The following is a 1,003-nucleotide window of genomic DNA, read 5'->3' as shown; positions in this document are numbered from 1 at the left end:
GCTCCTGGCCCGGTCACCGCCTGTGGTGGTGGCATCCCCGTAAGAGCTGGCGCGGGGTCGGTCCGACTCCTACATCGCCGACCCCGTGCCCTCCAACTCATCCCGCCCATTAGCTGGGAGGACGTGTCGTGTCCAAGTCTAGCCCTCGCCGCCCCTTCGGCGGTAAGTCAAGCGGAACGGTGACGGTCATCGAGGCCAGAGTTCACCGTTCCTCCGCGCGGAACGCCCGGGTGGCGTTCATCCTGACGGCGGTCATCGTCGGCCTGCTCTCGGCCGTGGTGGCCGCTTCCTACATGCACCCGATCCTTGCCCTGTTCGTGGGCGCTCTCATCGGCGTCCCGGCGGGCGCGTTCGTCTGGGTGCTGGTCCGTATCTGGCCGGTGCTGCGGCTGCTGTGGTGGTGGAGCACCGAGATCGTGTTCACCACCGGGGCCATCTCCTTCTGGGTGCAGCTGGCCAACCACACCGCCGCCCCGGTGACCGCCGGGGTGGTCGCCCTGGTCGTCGGCGTCCCGGCCGCTGTACCGGCCATCCGCCGCACAGTGTTCGGGTGGTTCATGTGCCTGTTCGTCCGGCACCGCCTGCGCGTGTGTTTCGCGCAGTTCATCATCTCCAACCGCTCCGGCAGCCTGCCGCTGATCCTGTGGGCTCGTCCCACGCCGGTCGGCGAGCGGGTCTGGGTGTACCTGCGCCCCGGCCTCTCCCTGGCCGACCTGGAAGGGCGTCTCGACCGCATTGCGGTCGCCTGCAACGCCTCCACCGCTCTGATCGAGCGGGCCTCAGACGGCAACGCCGCCTACCTGCGGTTCGACATCAAACGCCGGGAGGTACTCACCGCAGAGGTGGGCTCCCCGCTGGTCGACGTCATCGACTCCGACAGCACTCCCGCAACCGAGCGGATCACCGGCAGCGTGCCGACCGCTCTGGACCTGCCCGACGTCGACGTCCCCACCGTCACCCTGCCGGCCCAACCGAAGAAGCCGCCGGCCACCGCCAACGGCAC

General features: G+C 69.4%; 1 protein-coding gene. It reads left to right on the top strand.

Translation table 11 applies throughout. The features are described from left to right. Positions 1–179: 179 nt before the first annotated feature. Positions 180–1,003, top strand: an 824-nt coding sequence (locus tag ACNAW0_RS30445) for a hypothetical protein (protein ID WP_416291492.1), incomplete at its 3' end; no start/stop codon positions are given.

The organism is Micromonospora sp. SL1-18 (genome assembly GCF_047921505.1).
Lineage (GTDB): Bacteria > Actinomycetota > Actinomycetes > Mycobacteriales > Micromonosporaceae > Micromonospora.
The sequence above is the reverse complement of the archived record's forward strand: the minus strand, read 5'-3'. Positions and strand labels throughout refer to the sequence as shown.